The sequence below is a fragment of the Providencia sp. PROV182 genome (assembly GCF_028480325.1).
Taxonomy (GTDB): domain Bacteria; phylum Pseudomonadota; class Gammaproteobacteria; order Enterobacterales; family Enterobacteriaceae; genus Providencia; species Providencia hangzhouensis.
On sequence record NZ_JAMPOL010000003.1, the window covers coordinates 19,421 to 36,134 of the forward strand.

Annotated in this window: 18 protein-coding genes; 4 read left to right on the forward strand and 14 right to left on the reverse strand. The window is 37.8% G+C overall.

What is annotated here, in order from left to right; genetic code table 11:
• Positions 1-13: 13 nt before the first annotated feature.
• A complete protein-coding gene (locus PR834_RS02050) occupies positions 14-1,636 on the reverse strand; it encodes a DUF4139 domain-containing protein (protein ID WP_168697680.1) in 1,623 nt (540 codons plus the stop codon).
• 292 nt (positions 1,637-1,928) lie between these two features.
• Between PR834_RS02050 and PR834_RS02055 the strand changes: the two genes are divergently transcribed.
• Entirely contained in the window at positions 1,929-2,846 is a 918-nt protein-coding gene (locus PR834_RS02055) for a hypothetical protein (protein ID WP_164561005.1), read from the forward strand.
• Between the two features lie 205 nt (positions 2,847-3,051).
• On the opposite strand, the gene PR834_RS02060 is transcribed toward PR834_RS02055, so the two are convergent.
• The 4 genes from PR834_RS02060 to PR834_RS02075 all read right to left on the reverse strand — a co-directional run bounded on the left by PR834_RS02060 (position 3,052) and on the right by PR834_RS02075 (position 6,992).
• The gene (locus PR834_RS02060; RefSeq protein ID WP_272536350.1) at positions 3,052-3,210 is read right to left on the reverse strand and encodes a hypothetical protein; all 159 of its coding nucleotides are present in this window, start codon (positions 3,208-3,210) and stop codon (positions 3,052-3,054) included.
• A gap of 882 nt (positions 3,211-4,092) precedes the next feature.
• Positions 4,093-4,422: a cupin domain-containing protein gene (locus PR834_RS02065; protein ID WP_272536351.1), complete on the reverse strand. Its 330-nt coding sequence runs from the start codon at positions 4,420-4,422 to the stop codon at positions 4,093-4,095.
• Between the two features lie 44 nt (positions 4,423-4,466).
• Positions 4,467-5,765: an MFS transporter gene (locus PR834_RS02070; RefSeq protein WP_198633371.1), complete on the reverse strand. Its 1,299-nt coding sequence runs from the start codon at positions 5,763-5,765 to the stop codon at positions 4,467-4,469.
• A 63-nt stretch (positions 5,766-5,828) separates the two neighbouring features.
• Positions 5,829-6,992 carry a mandelate racemase/muconate lactonizing enzyme family protein gene (locus PR834_RS02075; RefSeq protein ID WP_262960713.1) on the reverse strand — a complete coding sequence of 388 codons (1,164 nt, stop codon included), beginning with the start codon at positions 6,990-6,992 and terminating at the stop codon, positions 5,829-5,831.
• A 247-nt stretch (positions 6,993-7,239) separates the two neighbouring features.
• Between PR834_RS02075 and PR834_RS02080 the strand changes: the two genes are divergently transcribed.
• The gene (locus PR834_RS02080; RefSeq protein WP_164561009.1) at positions 7,240-7,968 is read left to right on the forward strand and encodes a GntR family transcriptional regulator; all 729 of its coding nucleotides are present in this window, start codon (positions 7,240-7,242) and stop codon (positions 7,966-7,968) included.
• A gap of 30 nt (positions 7,969-7,998) precedes the next feature.
• On the opposite strand, the gene PR834_RS02085 is transcribed toward PR834_RS02080, so the two are convergent.
• Together PR834_RS02085 and PR834_RS02090 are read right to left on the reverse strand one after the other, a co-directional pair.
• Complete coding sequence (locus PR834_RS02085) at positions 7,999-8,532, reverse strand: beta/gamma crystallin-related protein (RefSeq protein WP_094960555.1); 534 nt, start codon at positions 8,530-8,532, stop codon at positions 7,999-8,001.
• 82 nt (positions 8,533-8,614) lie between these two features.
• Positions 8,615-8,878 carry a DUF3811 domain-containing protein gene (locus PR834_RS02090; RefSeq protein WP_094960556.1) on the reverse strand — a complete coding sequence of 88 codons (264 nt, stop codon included), beginning with the start codon at positions 8,876-8,878 and terminating at the stop codon, positions 8,615-8,617.
• Positions 8,879-9,034: 156 nt separating this feature from the next.
• Here PR834_RS02090 and mnmH point away from each other — a divergent pair, with 156 nt between their 5' ends.
• Positions 9,035-10,126, forward strand: a complete 1,092-nt coding sequence (gene mnmH / locus PR834_RS02095) for a tRNA 2-selenouridine(34) synthase MnmH (protein ID WP_144140053.1) — start codon at positions 9,035-9,037, stop codon at positions 10,124-10,126.
• A gap of 85 nt (positions 10,127-10,211) precedes the next feature.
• Here the strand turns inward: mnmH and PR834_RS02100 are convergent, their stop codons facing one another.
• From PR834_RS02100 to PR834_RS02115, 4 genes are all read right to left on the reverse strand, one after another.
• Positions 10,212-10,865 (reverse strand): LysE family transporter, encoded by a 654-nt coding sequence (locus PR834_RS02100; RefSeq protein WP_094960558.1) that lies wholly within the window; start codon positions 10,863-10,865, stop codon positions 10,212-10,214.
• Between the two features lie 105 nt (positions 10,866-10,970).
• A complete protein-coding gene (locus tag PR834_RS02105; protein ID WP_004254330.1) occupies positions 10,971-11,435 on the reverse strand; it encodes a YaiI/YqxD family protein in 465 nt (154 codons plus the stop codon).
• A 78-nt stretch (positions 11,436-11,513) separates the two neighbouring features.
• Positions 11,514-12,005 (reverse strand): GNAT family N-acetyltransferase, encoded by a 492-nt coding sequence (locus PR834_RS02110; RefSeq protein WP_110591730.1) that lies wholly within the window; start codon positions 12,003-12,005, stop codon positions 11,514-11,516.
• Between the two features lie 64 nt (positions 12,006-12,069).
• The gene (locus PR834_RS02115) at positions 12,070-13,287 is read right to left on the reverse strand and encodes an MFS transporter (RefSeq protein ID WP_262960712.1); all 1,218 of its coding nucleotides are present in this window, start codon (positions 13,285-13,287) and stop codon (positions 12,070-12,072) included.
• Between the two features lie 111 nt (positions 13,288-13,398).
• On the opposite strand from PR834_RS02115, the gene PR834_RS02120 reads away from it, so the two are divergent.
• A complete protein-coding gene (locus PR834_RS02120) occupies positions 13,399-13,986 on the forward strand; it encodes a TetR/AcrR family transcriptional regulator (protein ID WP_196724921.1) in 588 nt (195 codons plus the stop codon).
• On the opposite strand, the gene PR834_RS02125 is transcribed toward PR834_RS02120, so the two are convergent.
• The 3 genes from PR834_RS02125 to alkB all read right to left on the reverse strand — a co-directional run bounded on the left by PR834_RS02125 (position 13,983) and on the right by alkB (position 16,696).
• Positions 13,983-14,738: a DUF4184 family protein gene (locus PR834_RS02125; RefSeq protein WP_272536352.1), complete on the reverse strand. Its 756-nt coding sequence runs from the start codon at positions 14,736-14,738 to the stop codon at positions 13,983-13,985. The genes PR834_RS02120 and PR834_RS02125 overlap by 4 nt on opposite strands.
• A gap of 102 nt (positions 14,739-14,840) precedes the next feature.
• The gene (locus PR834_RS02130; protein WP_262960710.1) at positions 14,841-15,866 is read right to left on the reverse strand and encodes a threonine aldolase family protein; all 1,026 of its coding nucleotides are present in this window, start codon (positions 15,864-15,866) and stop codon (positions 14,841-14,843) included.
• Positions 15,867-16,060: 194 nt separating this feature from the next.
• Positions 16,061-16,696, reverse strand: coding sequence for a DNA oxidative demethylase AlkB (gene alkB / locus PR834_RS02135; protein ID WP_080544462.1), 636 nt, complete (start codon positions 16,694-16,696; stop codon positions 16,061-16,063).
• Positions 16,697-16,714 lie beyond the last annotated feature (18 nt).

Genomic DNA, 16,714 nt, shown 5'->3' on the forward strand with positions numbered 1-16,714 from the left:
ACCACAAAAATTGTTACAACCCCAATATTTGTTTGTCTTTTGGGTAGCTCAATGTATAACTGAATGAGATTTGCTTTTCTTCATTAGGTTCTAAGGTGATATCCCATGTTATTTCACCGGTGCTTTTGTTGGTGACCGCATTTTTATCCTCTATTGCAGACACTTTTATATCGCTATCCTCACTCACTGGAATTTGGTCATAAACTGTTACTTCAACGGGTTTCGTATGCATATTCTTTACTTTAACCAAGTAACTTTCTGTTTGTTGGATTGTTGACCCCATAAAACTCGGTTTTTTCTTTATTTTTTCATTTGGTTCACGGGAAACCTGAATATTCTTATCGACCCCAAAAGGTACTACCAATGAGTCAACCAATTGATTAGCATTGACCATGAAATTGCCTATATAAGTATTTCCATAATATATATTAGCATTACCATTCAATAGGTTAAGTGATTGCCAATCTTCAATATTCGCTTGTAAGAACACTTCTTCAGTTAATTTTGGCGTGGCGGTATATTTATATTTAACATCAATATGTTGTTGTTTGATGGTGAGCGAATTCGGCTTGATCGTACTTTTTAGCGAGTAAGGCAGGGCGATTTGGTAATTTAAATTGATACCGTTATTAGACGTTGTAACAAAGTCTGCTATTCCTGAATTGATTGTCTTCTTTTTCTCACTAACATGACTTTCTTCATACATTGCTACTGGAGCTGCTGGCATTCTCATTCGAGCCTGACTCGCTATTTGAGCATTATTATCATAAACGGACAAACGCCAAGGTTGTAAGACAGAAGGCATGATATTTTTAGAGGGGTTAATCGTTGAAAGTGTTAAGTTAATTTTATCCCAATCAATGCCTGTATTTTGCACTATATCCGCTTTGTACGTTAAAACAATAGGGGATTGCGAATTTAAGCTACGGAGATCATAACTCGGAGACCAAGCAGCATCAGGTGTTAAATAAGAAACTTGCAACTCTGTGGTAACTGGCTTTTTCGCATCGATAGATAAGACAATTTGGCTTTGTTCGCCAATTGAAGAGGGCATATTTTCATCAATTTTTGCCTGCAATAACGCGGCTTTTTCTTGCAGTTCAACTAATTCCAACTGGTGTTCTTGTTGATCTTGTAAAATATTAGACATCTGCTGACGCATAAAATTTAATTTTTGGGCGGATTCTTCTAGTGTTTGCTCTGTATTTTCCCCAAAAAAGCGGTGATCTTTCAATAAGCTTAATTGTTCTTCACCTACTTTAATTGCAATATTCAATGTTTCTATTTGCTGACTTAATAGTTTTTTCTGTTCCAAAAGTTCAACAATAGCAATTGGATAATTAGCTTCAGTTGCTATTTTTTGAAGATTAACGGAGCGAATAACCACATCATCATGTTTAAGATTAATCGATAATGTACGCGGGTCAATATTATTCGCAATATTAGTGAGAACAACGGAACTCTCACCCTTATTAAGTGACAGTGTCACGGTGTTATCTAATTCGGCGCCACGTAAGAATACAGTTGCGTGGTTAAGTTCAACAGGTTGATTTAATAAGGTTTCTGCAAAAATATAATGAGAATTAAATAATGTAGCAACCAGCAGGCTACTTGCTAATCGAGCAGGTATCTTCATAGTTGAGCTCCAAGAACCAATTATTGGTATAAAATTGAAAATTGAGTTAAGTGGCATGGTATTGCATTTTAATATTTGTTGATAACAGATAAAGCTTAAAGTCGCTTTAAAAAATAGTCCCGTATATCCATTGGCTACTGCAGTTGATGACATTAGGGAATTTAGCCAGAAAACGGTGTCCGTTCATTACGTCAGCGGGGGCGGATATCGTTAAAAGGGTTTTGATTGCATATAACCTAAGTGAAATTTATAATGCATTAACAACTAAAAAATAAATCAAAAGGAAACAAAAATGGCAATGGAAGATTTTGATGAAGGATGGATATATCGCTCTAAAAATACTGAACAATGGATGCAGCTTACTGATGATGCGGCAGAATTAGGAGCAAGTGTTGTAAATGATATATATCAAGGTGTAAGTAGAGCATCGTTGAGAGAGTTCTCTATGAATCCATCTAAATTAAATCCCTTTCATTCTCGTTATTTTGAACATAATTTAATTCCGTTAAGAACAGCCCTAAGGCAGACAATGAATGAAGAAGAATTACAAATACTAATAATTTTATATCGAATTGTAACTTCACCATTTAAATATTATGATGTAATATCCGATTTAGTATCAACTATTTTTAATTCAATTATTGATATTTCATCCAATGAGAAATTAGAAGTCATATTAAAAGTTTTGGTAGATAATGGGCTAATTGAAGATAAAACCATATCACAGGAAATAAAGAATTATTTTAGAAGCAAGTTGTATTCAACTTTGTCAGGATTTATAAATAATGCAACAAATTTCAGCCCTTACTTTAATTATAAAAGTCCACAGAATATTTTAGAAAGATTTTCAGCAAAAATGCTAGTTAAAGATATATTGGTATATACACTATCTAATCTTATTGCAATTATTATTCTAAATAACTTATCTAAAGCGGCAGTCATTAGAGGTTCCTTAGGTACTCCTATTTTAGTTCTATCTGGGTATGGAATTGTTGAAAAAATGTCCGCTTCATCCAGAAGGCTGTATAGAAATCATCCGGTTGTTTTTAATAAGTTAAAAGAAAAAAACATTAATATGTTATATTATTTTGCTGAACCATTCTTTGAAAAGATATTAAATTTAATTTCTTCAGGGGATAACAAGCTGGTTTTAGATAATTTATACTTGGCTTTTAATGAGTTAATTAATAATGCTAGAACAGGTAAATAACATGCGTGATTTTCTTAGTGGTATTTTAGATTTGATTTTTTTAGAGTTATTTATTTGGGTAAACTTGTTTTTTTCAGCTACCATATCTGTATCGATCTATTTTTTCCTAAAAGATCTAGGGATTGAAAGTGAGGGGGGTACTTTAATTATTTTTCTGATTTTATTTATCGGGATGTTCATTCTGAAAAATATCATTTATAATAAGCTAAAATAAAGAAAAAGCTAATTTAAATAATAGGTTTTTATCTTTCAAAATTTCATGATGATAAAAACCTTTATTCCCTATAGAATCCTCAGTTCCACAGCCTCTTGAAATTAAACCTTGTCGTTCACCAGTTAGCTTTAAATAAATTATATTAGACATTTATTTCAATAACCTATGTTGTTTTATGTAGACAGAATAGTAGCATATTGGTTAATCTTAAATCAAATTTCTCAACTTTTATGTCGATAGATATGTGAGGCGACACGCCGATTTTTCAAAGGAAATTAAATACCAATTCGCCGATACAATGGGGGGACATATTAAGTGCCACGAAACCGCGCTTGCGCCACTGGTTGACAGGGTTTTAATTGTTCGATCTAATAGCAATTTAATAGTTTAATGGTCGAAGACGAAAGAATCTTTCAGCGATAATTTATAGGGAATGAATTAGGTGAAAACTGTTTGGATTAGTGAAAAATCATTTTTGGCAATGGCTAAGTTCATGAACGACTATAACGAAGCTAAAAAGAACCAACACGGAATTAACCAGCCAAAACGCTGTATTTCTTCGTTTCACACTTATGTCAAGGCTAAGTTAAAATGTCCGCCTTTCAGCAAAGTTGAAATATCCTTTTTCTTTCCCCACGTCGAAAAAAGAAAGGTTAACCCCATAGATAAATATAGTGCAGACATTTAGATTGAGCCAGGATTAGACATTAGCATTGAGCCTCTACAACTTAGGTTCGCATAATGCATATTATGTTAAATAGAATATAGTGACTCAATAATGCCATAACATGGCTTACTCCAAGTACACATCTTCATCCCTATCGGTCCGATAGCCTATTTTAAAAATTGAATAACTTAATCTTCACAAATGTATCCTTGGCATCTAAAACCTTTCCATCTTTACTTACTAGTAATATCAATCCAATTTCTGAATGCGTCTCCTTATCTACTAATATGGAACGTGGCTTATTAGACTCAAAAATAGATAAAAGCGGCTAACAAAATTGTTGCCGCTTGGTCATATAAAAATCTTTAATTCTCTATAAGAAAGTCTTTTCTCATCGGGACAAATATATCTAATATTTCCCCGCTCTCTAAACATTCACATTGGTGTTTTTCATTAGATGGAATATAAATAACATCACCACTATTAACTCTATTTTCTATTAAACCAACACGATAATTAAATGAGCCGGATATGATATAACTCATCTGTTCGTGTGGATGTTCGTGAAGTTCACCAATTGTTCCTATAGTTAATGACACCTTTGCTATCGTCATGTTTTCACTGCCAAAAAATACCTTCCGTAATGTTCCAGGCGAAGTATTCTTGGCATTTATAGTCTTATCGAAAATAAACATTATTTAAAATCCAATATTTTTGTTCTGCGGTTATTTATTTTATATTAACGCACTTGTTCTTCATTGTTTTCGATGGGTACAATTGGCTTAATATCTCTTAACATAATTAAATAAACCAATGCCCCAATAGCACAAGCAATTCCCGAAACAATTAAAGCCCATATAAATGATCCCGTTGCTGCAATAATATACCCTGTTACTATTGGGCCTAATATTCCACCGCAGTTAGATACAGCACTTTGCATGCCACCTAATACTGAAGTCATATTGCGTGGGGCGACATCTCCCGGTAAAGACCAAATAGCAGATGCGGCAAATGCAAGAGCTGCGTAAGATAAACATAATAATGTCATCATTAACGTCACTGATTCAACTAAGCCTGAAAATGCAATACTCGTAGCAATTAACATTCCTCCTACAATCGGGATTTTGCGAGCGAGGCTGACATTATTATATTTGATAAACAAATAGTCAGTAACCCAACCGCCCAACCACTGCCCAGCAATACCACATAGTGGGGGGAGCATTGCTGCAAACCCCATTTCTTCAAGGCTCATCCCCCGCTCCATCATTAAATAAGCAGGAAACCAAGTAATAAAGAAATAAATAGCATAATCCAACATGAAAAAACCAATACACATTGCTTGAACATTACGATAGCGAATTAATTGGTACCATTTCATTGGTTGGATATTATCGATGCCTTCTTTTTTAACTTGCCCTTCTCGAATATAAGCAAGTTCTTCGGCACTAATTTTAGGATGTTGTTCAGGATCGTGATAAACCTTAAGCCAAGCAAATACCCAAATAACGCCTAGGGCTCCACAAATAATAAATGCCGCTTCCCAGCCCCATTTAGCAATAATCCACACCACTAATGGCATTGCAAAAGCAGTACCAAATTTTGAGCCACTATCAAATAATGCAGTGATCCTACCGCGTTCCCTATCCGGGAACCATTTTGCTGCAATACCACTATTACACGGATAGGCTCCAGCCTCTCCCATTCCCATTAAAATACGCGTTGAAATAAAGCTTAACGGGGTTTTAGCTAATGCTGTTGCTGCGGTAGCTAGCGACCACCATAATACAGACCCTGCCAATGTTCTCCTTTGTCCATATTTGTCTGCAATAAAGCCAGCAGGAATTTGGCAAAGAGCATAACTAAGAAAAAAGGCAGACATAATCCACCCCATCATCTCTGGGGATATTTGTAACTCTGCTGAGATCGTTGGTGCTGCTGCTGACATCACCGTTCTATCTAGATAATTAATAACAATTGCGAGTGTCATTAAAATTGCTATCGAAAATCTGACTTTTGTACCTTTATTTTTATATTTCATAGTAACCAGACCTTTATATAAATGGATGCCAGAAAGAGGCTTCTTTCTGGCTAATAACTTTAGTTACTTAAATAAACGTTCAGGATTTATCGTGAATTTAGCGAGCTTCTCGATATCCAACTCAATACCCAGACCTGGTGTATTTGGTATTGTAAGGTAACCTTGTTCGTCAACCTTGAAAGGCGTTTTAACGATGCCATCAATATATTGGCTACCACCAATAAATTCGACATAATCCACTTGTGGGAAAGCGGCTGCCATTTGTAAGTCAGCAGCAAGCCCCATTGCCGTATTCCAGCCATGGCCGACATATTTCACGCCAAACTCATCCGCTAGCCATGCGATTCGGCGTTGCTCAGAAATTCCACCGACTTTAGTCACATCCGGCTGAACAATATCAAACGCTCCTTGCGATAACCATGGCAAGAAAGCTTGACGGCGAGTTAACACTTCACCTCCTGAAATGGCTACAGGGCTCTCTTTACGCAGCACTTTGAAGTCTTCAATATCATCAGGTCGTAAAGCTTCTTCAAACCAACCTACCTGATATTCAGCTAACATGTGTGAGGTTTGGATTGCCCATTTTAAGCCATTCGGCCAATATGCATCGCTCGCTCCTGCATCAACAAATAGTTGGGAATCTTGCCCTGCTGCATCCCTTGCAGCTTCAACAATTGCGCGGTCTAATTGTTGGTCATTACAGCGGCCAAAAGGTCCCCAACCAATTTTGAATGCTTTAAATCCTAATGACTTATATTCTAGGATCACCTTGTGCATAACATCTGGCTTTTCCATCAGCAACGAACAATAAGGTTGAACTTTTGACCGGTAGTTCCCTCCTAATAGAGTGCTTACTGGTAGCCCTGTTGCTTTACCTAGAATATCCCACAGTGCAATGTCGATCCCACTAATTGTGTGTGTTAGTGTACCTCCACGTCCCATCCAAAAAGTATTTTGTCTTAACTTTTCAGATACTCGCTCCGGCTGCAATGCACTTTCACCAAGACACAAAGACGCTAATACTGGGATAGCAGCTTCAACCAAACGACCATCAGTAAATACACTGCCATAGCCTGTAATACCCGCATCAGTATGAACTGCAATGATGGCATGAATAGGATCTTCTGGCTTTATTTCATTTGACCAGCCCCCCTTAGGGCTTTCTCCAAATAGTGGAACGGCAACAATCTCAGTAATTTTTATCTCTTCCAATCGTTTATCCATCATTTTTTCCTTCACTCTTTCTTTCAATAACAGCTTATTAATTGGGTGCATTAAACTAGACTGTAAGATTGTATACAATATTCAATTGCTTTAATTGTGATCTAAATCGAGTTTGTTCGATATAGCTTCTGACTGCCATTCTTATGTTTTTGTGGTCTATGATTTGATGATGTGGTAGTTTTATTAGAGCAAATTTTGAATAACTAAAATCATTACTACTTGATTAATAAAAATTTTATAGGCATTCACGATGACTGATAGTAAAAAAAATCTTTTTTTAGATAAAACGGCAAAAGACGATTACTGGCAGCCTATTAAAGCAAGAACACTGACTGACGATGTAGTTGACAGGTTGGTTGAAGCTGCCACTCGTGGTTATATTTTGCCCGGTGATCGTATTGTTGAAAAAGAAATAGCTGAAAAAATGAACGTAAGCCGCGTTCCAGTTAGAGAAGCTCTCCGCGTTCTCGAAAGTCAAGGTATTGTTATCAACGAGCCTTTTAAAGGCATTCGCATGGCACCCGTTTCTGAAGCACGTCTTGATGAGCTTATAGAGGTAAGAGTTCTATTAGAGTTACATGCCGTCAGGCGATTTATTTCTCAGGAAAAACATTTAGATACGCAATGTATTACTGAATTAACAGAATGCATTAATCAAATGACCAAAGCGGCAACACTCGAAGATAGCTATCTTTTTTCTTTAAGCGATGTCCATTTTCATCGTACATTATGTGAACTAAGCGGTAATAAGACATTAACGTCTTTATGGGAAAATGTGGCAAAACAACTCACTATTATTATTGGAATATCAACATTCACTAAGCCAATGGAAGAAATTATCCAAGAACACCATGTGCTATTAGACAAAATTCGTACGGGTGATTTACCTCTATTAGAGAAAGAAATTAAAGAACATATCCGTAATCAGAATAAAAAAGTTAATTTCAATCTAGCCGTCAATAAAAAAAGAGAACAATAGAGCCACCAGCAATAACAGTCGACGACTTTTTTAAGGTCGTTTCATAATTTTGATTGAGCGAGTTTTTTGGCTATATCCTAGCGTATTGTGCGAACCGCCCATCTCTGTATGGTATTTGCCAGTATAATTATCGCCTTCGTAAAAACGGACAATCCAGCCGTCAGGGATAGTATAAGAGGCTATTTTATCTGAGAAATGGTGACGGGAAAGATACGGAATATCGTCAAATACTTCAATATAATCGCCCTTTTGCCACGATTTAGCGTAAACAATTAGGCTTTCTTCAATATATTGATCACCAAACGATAATTTACTGGTGCTGCATTTCGCATCTTGAGCTTTACAGAAAATACTGCCTTGCCCTTGCCCTAATTCACAGCGTCGAGAGGTTTTGTGTCGCGCTGTTTGCTCAGACATTGCAGCTTCTGCATAGAAGTTAGAAAAAGGAGATAAAGCGCAAACATGTACAACAACAGAATCATTACGGGATGGTTTCCCATGATAATTAGATTTTGCGACAGTAAAACTACTGAATAACAATAATAATAACGCAATCTTTTTCATTTTTGAGGTCTTTTAATGATTTGAATAACGTAAAATTACAATTACTTAATGCAAATCACTAGCGGAACACTCTGATTAAAAATTAGCGATACCCTCTTTTATGATTTTGAGAAGACCAACTGTAACTTGTATCGCTGGGAACTAACTTATCTTTTTTCTTTTCTGCCCGTAATTTTTTCGCTTGTTTTTCGACTTCTTGAGATATTTCGGTAATGATTTGTTTTCTTACTTTGCTCTGCTCGGAATTTGTTAATTCACGGCCAAGTTTTTTCCTTTCTTGAGCAAGCCTTGTACGCACTTGGATTTTTTGAGTTTCGGTCATTTCTTGAATCGTTAACATCTTCATTGTATTACCCCTTACTCATATTAAAATACCTAACAACAATATATCATTATTAGGCAATAAAACACTAACCATTGTTTTAAGCCTAACATTAATGCCAAGCAATAGGATTAAGAGTATAGTAATCTCATTGCAACTTTAAAGAATCTCGCTGTTATTATGGAATTAACCTCGTCTTCGCAAAATATTCGCCAAATCTTAACTACTGACACACCACTCATCGATGTCAGAGCTCCTATCGAATTTCAACAAGGGTCGATGCCTAATGCGATTAACCTTCCGTTGATGAATGATGATGAACGTGCTGCCGTTGGTACATGCTATAAACAACAAGGTTCTACTAAAGCCGTTGAGTTAGGCCACCAACTTGTCAGTGGTGATATTAAAATTGCGCGGATCACAGCGTGGAAAGAAGCCTGCCAACAAAATACCCATGGTTATATTTGCTGTGCGCGTGGTGGAATGCGCTCCCATATCGTGCAATCGTGGCTAAAAGAGGTGGGAATTGAATACCCTCTTATTAACGGTGGTTATAAAGCATTGCGACAAACTGCAATTGATGCCGTCAATGAGCTGGTTCAGCGGCCTATCGTTTTAGTGGGCGGCTGTACCGGTAATGGTAAAACCACTTTAGTCCATCAACTCGCGAACGGAATTGATTTAGAAGGTCTCGCACATCACCGAGGTTCTTCTTTTGGCCGTACATTACAACAACAACACTCCCAAGCCACGTTTGAAAATTACTTAGCGGTCGCTTTATTGAAGAAAGCCCAATACTGTCAACATTGGGTACTGGAAGATGAGGGACGTGCCATTGGTGCAAATAGCCTACCTCTTGAACTACGCACACAAATGGAAAAAGCGCCAATCGCTATTATTGAAGACCCCTTTGAGCTACGTCTTGAGCGTTTAAAATATGAATATTTTGATCGTATGACGCAAGATTTTTTAGCAACTTTTGGTTTTGAGCGAGGCTGGCAGGAATATAGTGACTATCTGCACCATGGCCTATTAGCCATTCGCAAACGTTTAGGCTCACAGCGGACAATCGAATTAACCCATTTACTTGATCTTGCTTTAGCAGACCAAAAAACAACCGGTGATACCCAAACACATTTTTCGTGGTTAATTCCATTGTTGAATGAATACTATGACCCAATGTATTGCTATCAATTAAGTAAAAAGCAGCATCGCATCATTTTCCGTGGTAATTATAAAGAAGTTGAACATTGGCTAACTGATCAACAATGATGCATTTTCTTTCACCACAAATAGCCTCATCGTATGGAGTCTGAGGCTATTTTATATCGTAATGGCTTGAACATGATCATAAAACCTAGAATGGTGATTTTTTTACTACCAGCTCGCTAACCCCTTGGTAAATCAACCTTGTAGCCAATCCTCCAAGAATTAGCCCGACGCCTTTGCCGACAACTTTATGAACGCGTGAATAAGTTCTACGCACAGAGGTTAAAGAGAATGTTTGGCATAAAATTATCCGCCAAATTAGTGATGCAACAACAATTCCCATCCAAATAACTAACTTAGTCCATAATGGTGTTGATGGGGAAATAGTCGTTGAAAAAATACTCATAAAAAATAAAACGGTTTGTGGGTTTGATAAATCAGAAATCAAACCCCGCCTAAAGTAGACACCTGATGGAAAACTTTCCATGGTATTTTCGGTGGACAGATTGAGTTGTGTTTTGTTATTGAAAACACTCACTGCGTAATAAAGTAAATATAAACCACCCAGAATCTTAATGAGTGAGAATAATGAGCCGAATTCCGCCATTAATGTGACCAAACCAAATAAACCGAGACCTGAATAAATGGCATTGCCTAATACCACGCCATAGCCACAGGTTAACCCCGCTTTTTTACCTGAGCTTAATGTGGTTTGCACCACAATAAACAAATTTGCCCCAGGATTAAAAAAGGTCAGTATAAATAAGAATAGCGTGATGATAATGCTGTGTAATGGATCCATTATTTTTCTTCAAAAATTTAAGGTTAACCATTATAGTCACGGCATAGAGAGTAATTCTGTTTTACTATGCACATTTTCTGAGCTTAAATCAGAAAATGTGCTGGCTTATGATGACGCTAATGATTTTTTACGTTGCAACAACCATTTATCTAATTCATTAGCAAATTGCTGCCTGTCTTTCTGGTTTAAACTTGCAGGCCCCCCAGTTTGGATGCCACTGGCTCTCATGGTATCCATAAAATCACGAATATTAAGGCGCTCACGAATGGTAGCTTCGCTATAGCGTTCTCCTCGAGGGTTTAATGCATTCGCGCCCTTTTCTATAACCTCTGCGGCCAATGGGATATCTGCGGTGATCACTAAATCATCTTTTTGGGCTCGCAACACAATTTCATTGTCAGCTACATCAAACCCTGCAGGTACCTGTAAGGTTTTTAAAAAAGGTGACGGAGGTACCGTTAAACGCTGGTTTGCAACAAATGTTATTTGCACTTTTTCTCTATCTGCTGCACGGTATAAAACCTCTTTAATTACTTTTGGACATGCATCCGCATCTACCCAAATTATCATTATGATTTCCCGAATAGTGATTATATATAATGAGATATGATACCAGACAACAAAATCACAGGCTTAAGAAAATACATTTTACAATTTCATCACCATTTCATGCCACGTCATTCCACCATGATCGGATTCTGACGGTTTAACATATTGGTAGCCAAAGTGCTTATACAGGTCAATATGGCGTTCTTTGCACATAAGATGAATTGTTTCTTTATTCTTCTCCTTCATGGAATTAATAAATGTTTTCATCAGTAAGGACGAATAACCTTTACCTTGATATTTGGGATGCACGACCACTGACATAATAACGACATTCGGTGCTTTTGGGTCATGTCCAATGAGTTCTTTAAATTCCTCATCAGACATTACAACCTCCCATGCACAACCCGCATTAATAAAACCAACCACTTCTCCAGCTAATTCCATACATAAAAAACCGTCTGGATATTGTTGGATACGCGTGGCTATTTTTTCTCTTGTTGCCGCTTCATCCCCTTCATAGGATTCGACTTCAATCGCATAACAGGAGTCAACATCACCGAGTGTGGCCGCTCGAAATACTGGAGAGTGCATTAGGTTACCTCATTAAATAATTTTTTATGATTTTATCACTACATGGTTTATTTTTTCGTTGTTTTTAATGGCCATTTTCGCATTCAACTGCTACTTTTTGTTGGGTTTTATCGCGTAAGTAACTCAACCATGTTGAAATTAAAACTAAAACACCGCCAGAGATAGCAACGGCGTAACCTGCGTAAGGGCCGTAGGTATCCACCATTTTACCCGTTAACATTGCACCAATTGCAACACCGATATTTAACCCAGCAAGTAACCAGGTCATTCCTTCTGTTAATTTATTTTGCGGAACAATTTTCTCAACTAATGTCATTGCAATGATCATCGTCGGTGCAAAGAACAACCCTGAAATAAACACCACCACAGATAAAGAATAAACCCCTACGACCCACCACATTGGTACAATAGAAAGAAACGTCATTAAGCCGCTGAGGAAGAGTAAGCGTGGCAAAGGTGTGTTAAAGGTTAACCCTCCAAATACGATCCCCATTGCACATGAACCGACTGCATAGGCCGATAACACTAAACTGGCCATCGCCGGTTGCTGTTGTAATTGAGCCAAAGTGACACTCAAGATATCCACACTGCCAACAATCACACCTAAAGCAACCATCAACACAATCAATAACTGCAATCCAACCATTGAAATAATTGATTTATTCGGCATTACAAGATGATCAGATACAACTACTTTAGGTTCAGTGCTGCGTTGTGAAATAAACAATGCCATCCCCACAGCGAGTAGAATCGCTGCAACCAGTAAACCCGCTTGAGGAAATAAAGCAACACTGATCCCGACAGATAACGGTGGGCCAACAATAAAAGTGGCATCATCAAATACGGTTTCTAATGAATACGCCGTTTGTAATACGGGCTGATCTTTATACTGTGCTGTCCACCTTGCCCTTACCATGGCAGACATACTTGGCATTGCTCCCGTTAACAGTGCCCCGATAAATAAGCCGATATCGGGTAGTGATAACCACGTAGTGATGATGATAATAAAAACACCGAGTACACTGACAGCAGTTACCACCGGCAAGACGCGAAATTGACCAAATTTATCCACTAAGCGGGAGACTTGCGGAGATAGCAACGCATAAGTTAATACAAAGGTGGCAGAAACAAGCCCTGCCAAGGTATAGCTCCCTTTCAATTGTGCTAACAGGGTAATGATCCCGATCCCCATCATTGGTAACGCTAAACGTGCCAATAACCCTGCTATCACAAAGTGCTGGTTTTCTTTTGCCTGAAATAACTGCTGATAGCGACCTATCATATGAACTCCAAAATGAAATTTAATTATACATACGATGCGTATGTATAATTATGATATAATCATACACATTGAATGTAAATAATTATACGCCATGTATGTAAGAGGTTTTTAATGGCAAGAAGAACACAAGCGCAAATGGCGGAAACACGTGCAAATTTGCTAACTACAGCACGAGAGCACTTTAGCCGACTTGGCTATGCAGAAACTTCAATGGATGAAATTGCAGCAAGCGTTAATCTCACACGCGGTGCCCTTTACCACCACTTTGGCGACAAACAAGGCTTATTTACTGCCGTTGTTGAGCAAATCGACTCACAAATGAACGCACGGTTACAAGGAATTACTCGCCATACTGAAGACTTATGGAACAGTTTCTGTCAACGCTGTCATGCTTACTTAGAAATGGCATTAGAGCCCGAATACCAACAAATTATTTTGCGTGACGCGAAAGCTGTATTAGGCGATTTTTTAGCTAAATCAAACTTACAGTGTACCGAACAGATTGAACGCTTACTTTATGATCTTGCCAAAAAAGGCATTATTAAAGATATTGATACCCATGCATTGGCTTTTTTAATTAATGGCGGTCTCGCAGAAGCAGCATATTGGATTTCACAAGGTGATAGTCAACAGCGATTAAAGAAAAGTATCGCTGCCATCGATATTATGCTATCAGGGTTATTATTCACAAAAGGCTAACCTTGCGTGGCCTTTCGCTGGCGCTGATATTTTATCAGTGCAAACAATATACTTGCTGTAAAAAAAACAGGAACTAGCAGTGTTAGCTCTAAATATACAAAGCGATTGAAACTAAGCACATCCCCTTTCATGGCTAATTTATAGGCAAATGGTAAGGAAATACATCCTGAAACAATGGCAATCTTGAGTAATGCCATTAACTTTTTCGCATACTCTTGCTGCTGAATTGCAGATTGCCGACGGTAGTACTGCGTGTATTTTATCAACAAGTACAACGCTCCCAATAAAGAGCCAAGGTGTTGCAGTAATTTATAAATAGCAATTTCTTGGCTATCCGTCATGTTAAATACGACAAGCTGCAAAAATTCAGCGTGTCGAACAAAAGCCCCTGACTGATGAGTAAAAGCATCCCAGATAATATGGCTTGCAGCACCGATATAAAAGGAAAGCACGACAATACAGAATTGTCGAAATGAGCCTACACTCCTGTTTTCTATGGGAAATGGCACTGCATAGTGGAGAAAAAAAACACTTTTTTGTACAAAAATAGTGATGAGTAAACACAATGGTAAGCCAGTATATAACCAGCCTATCAAGTCATGAGCCGTAGTGGCTGCCGAGTACCACATCATTGAATAAAATAGATCTGGGCTTAGGCTACCTAAAATTAAGGCAGGTAAGCTTAAAAAATGCCCAAATCGACTTTGTTTTATCGGAAAAACGACTGCAGGATGGGAAAAAGTCCAAGGCATGGTAAATTGCTCATTAACGTCATCAATAAGCCACTATCATGATAAATAAAACCCAATAAATATAGGCGAAATATCGGAAATATTTACTGGGATGATAATTACCTAAAGTAAAGCTTGGAGAGTCTGCTTTAATTTGTCTACATCTTGCTGAGTTGTTGACCACGAGGTACAAAAACGAATACACGTGGTTTCCGGTGTCGGCTTACAAATTAAGCTTAACTGATAGTGTGTTAATAATTTATTCGCCAGTGCATTTGGGAAAATAACGAAAACTTGGTTTGACTCTACGGGCGCAAGAAATTGGAATCCCTTTTCAGCAAAAAATGAAGCGAGTTGTGATGCCATCTCATTAAGATGACTTCCCAATTTAAAATACAAATCATCATTAAACAGTGGTTCGAACTGGGCGGCGAGCAGCCAACCTTTTGCTTGTAGCCCACCTTTTTGCTTAATACTAAAACGGAAATCTGATTGCAATGCAGGGTTTACAAGCACCAAAATCTCCCCAGTTAATGCACCTATTTTCGTTCCACCGATGTAAAAAATATCGGTCAACTTCGCGACATCTTCAATGGTTAAATCACTATATTTCGACATTAAACCAGAAGACAAGCGAGCACCATCCATAAATAACAGTAAGTTATGAGCGTCACAAACCTCGCGTAGCGCAACTAACTCTTGTTTACGGTAAACAGTGCCAATTTCGGTTGAATTACTGATATAAACAAGCTTAGGCTGGACAGTATGTTCATCATTATGTTCAGACAGCACCTTGATGATATGCTCTGGTGCGAGTTTGCCTGATGGTGAATCAACAGTAATAACTTTATGTCCTGTCGCTTCAATTGCCCCCGTTTCATGAACGGCGATATGCCCACTATCCACGGTGATAACCGCTTGGTGAGGTCGTAAAACATGGGAAATCGTTGTCAGATTAGTAATTGTACCGCCATTAAAGAAATGAATATCAGCACTAGGTTGGCTAATTCTTAATCTAATTTGAGCCGCGACCCTGCTACAAACCTCATCAGTGCCATAACCTTTGAAACGTTTTCCTGATAAATCATTTAAAATCTGCATAACTGCAGGGTGAGCTATTTCATTATAATCATTTAAAAAGCTATACATTCACTTACCTACCAATACCTAGTTATATTAATTTATAACCACCATTTATAGGTGTATCTAATTTATTATTCAATGATATTTTTTCTATATAAATACTAAATTTAACGATTAGTATTATTTAATCTACTGAGATGAAATATTAAGTCATTCATGGTCTATTTAATTGATAAATTGGAATATTGTAAAAGGCGAATTTAAGGTTGAGAACGCCTAAACGTCAAGTTATAGCGGTAAGGCCCTAACAACGGGTGTACACCTGATTTAATACGACGTACTCCATGATAATTTAACCGTGACCGACCGCCCCATACCAAGACATCCCCATGTTCTAAATAAACAGCGATTTTAGGCGCATCTCGGGTTGCCCCACCAAAATCAAATATTGTGGGTAGCCCTAAAGAAAAAGAAACAATTGGATGAGTAAAATCGGCTTCGTCTTTGTCTTGGTGCAATGACATTGCAGCGCCAACTGCATACCGGTTAATTAAGCAAGCATCAGGGATAAAATGTTCGAAGCCAGCGGTACTCGCTGCTGAAGTTGCCAATTGAACAAACGAAATCGGCATAGGTTGCCACGGCTGATTCGTGACAGGGTCACGCTGACTATAACGATATCCCTTTTTATCTGTCACCCAACCCCAGTCGCCGCAGTTAGTCATTGCTGCCGACATTTGATAACCATTGGGTGTTGCCATATGCCTTAATGGATTAGCAGTAATAACGTTGCTTAATGACTGCAATAATGCATCACTTTGCCCCAGTAAAAAACCTTTGAGTAAAAAAGCCTCTGGTGCAATTTGTACGATATTATCTTCATCAGGAAATAACATATTAGTCACTAGTCACTT

What these genes read in the sequence shown, in the direction of transcription:
- PR834_RS02075 (WP_262960713.1), bottom strand. Translation starts at nt 6,992, where the DNA reads ATGATGGATAAACGATTGGAAGAGATAAAAATTACTGAGATTGTTGCC.
- PR834_RS02120 (WP_196724921.1), top strand. Translation starts at nt 13,399, where the DNA reads ATGGCAAGAAGAACACAAGCGCAAATGGCGGAAACACGTGCAAATTTG.
- PR834_RS02115 (WP_262960712.1), bottom strand. Translation starts at nt 13,287, where the DNA reads ATGATAGGTCGCTATCAGCAGTTATTTCAGGCAAAAGAAAACCAGCAC.
- mnmH (WP_144140053.1), top strand. Translation starts at nt 9,035, where the DNA reads ATGGAATTAACCTCGTCTTCGCAAAATATTCGCCAAATCTTAACTACT.
- PR834_RS02065 (WP_272536351.1), bottom strand. Translation starts at nt 4,422, where the DNA reads ATGTTTATTTTCGATAAGACTATAAATGCCAAGAATACTTCGCCTGGA.
- PR834_RS02125 (WP_272536352.1), bottom strand. Translation starts at nt 14,738, where the DNA reads ATGCCTTGGACTTTTTCCCATCCTGCAGTCGTTTTTCCGATAAAACAA.
- PR834_RS02100 (WP_094960558.1), bottom strand. Translation starts at nt 10,865, where the DNA reads ATGGATCCATTACACAGCATTATCATCACGCTATTCTTATTTATACTG.
- PR834_RS02105 (WP_004254330.1), bottom strand. Translation starts at nt 11,435, where the DNA reads ATGATAATTTGGGTAGATGCGGATGCATGTCCAAAAGTAATTAAAGAG.
- PR834_RS02110 (WP_110591730.1), bottom strand. Translation starts at nt 12,005, where the DNA reads ATGCACTCTCCAGTATTTCGAGCGGCCACACTCGGTGATGTTGACTCC.
- PR834_RS02085 (WP_094960555.1), bottom strand. Translation starts at nt 8,532, where the DNA reads ATGAAAAAGATTGCGTTATTATTATTGTTATTCAGTAGTTTTACTGTC.
- PR834_RS02055 (WP_164561005.1), top strand. Translation starts at nt 1,929, where the DNA reads ATGGCAATGGAAGATTTTGATGAAGGATGGATATATCGCTCTAAAAAT.
- PR834_RS02090 (WP_094960556.1), bottom strand. Translation starts at nt 8,878, where the DNA reads ATGAAGATGTTAACGATTCAAGAAATGACCGAAACTCAAAAAATCCAA.
- alkB (WP_080544462.1), bottom strand. Translation starts at nt 16,696, where the DNA reads ATGTTATTTCCTGATGAAGATAATATCGTACAAATTGCACCAGAGGCT.
- PR834_RS02130 (WP_262960710.1), bottom strand. Translation starts at nt 15,866, where the DNA reads ATGTATAGCTTTTTAAATGATTATAATGAAATAGCTCACCCTGCAGTT.
- PR834_RS02070 (WP_198633371.1), bottom strand. Translation starts at nt 5,765, where the DNA reads ATGAAATATAAAAATAAAGGTACAAAAGTCAGATTTTCGATAGCAATT.
- PR834_RS02060 (WP_272536350.1), bottom strand. Translation starts at nt 3,210, where the DNA reads ATGTCTAATATAATTTATTTAAAGCTAACTGGTGAACGACAAGGTTTA.
- PR834_RS02050 (WP_168697680.1), bottom strand. Translation starts at nt 1,636, where the DNA reads ATGAAGATACCTGCTCGATTAGCAAGTAGCCTGCTGGTTGCTACATTA.
- PR834_RS02080 (WP_164561009.1), top strand. Translation starts at nt 7,240, where the DNA reads ATGACTGATAGTAAAAAAAATCTTTTTTTAGATAAAACGGCAAAAGAC.